Origin of the sequence: Halorubrum sp. SS7 (assembly GCF_005435055.1) — an archaeon.
GTDB lineage: Archaea > Halobacteriota > Halobacteria > Halobacteriales > Haloferacaceae > Halorubrum > Halorubrum salinarum.
Genome location: NZ_SGXV01000400.1, coordinates 1 through 370 on the forward strand (window position 1 = coordinate 1; position 370 = coordinate 370).

The 370-nt window shown below is 65.1% G+C and carries 1 protein-coding gene; it reads left to right on the forward strand.

Features of this window, described 5'->3' with window-relative positions; all coding sequences use genetic code 11:
* Window positions 1–16: 16 nt before the first annotated feature.
* On the forward strand, window positions 17–370 hold a 354-nt coding region (locus tag EXE44_RS18565; protein ID WP_137718087.1), incomplete at its 3' end, for a GTPase.

Genomic DNA, 370 nt, shown 5'->3' on the forward strand with positions numbered 1-370 from the left:
GGCCGAGGGTGTGGTAATGGGACTGGAGGAGGAGATCGAAGACCTCCGCGAGGAGATCGCCGAGACGCCCTATAACAAGTCGACGGAGGCTCACATCGGGCGCCTGAAGGCGAAACTCGCCGAGAAGAAGGAGAAGCTGGAGAACCAGTCCTCCGCCGGCGGCGGTCACGGCTACGCGGTCGAGAAGCACGGGGACGCCACGGTCGCGTTGGTCGGGTTCCCCAGCGTCGGCAAGTCCACCCTCATCAACGCCCTCACCAACGCCGACAGCGAGGTGGGCTCCTACGAGTTCACCACCCTCGACGTCAACCCCGGCATGCTACAGTACCGCGGCGCGAACATCCAGATCCTCGACGTGCCGGGGCTGATC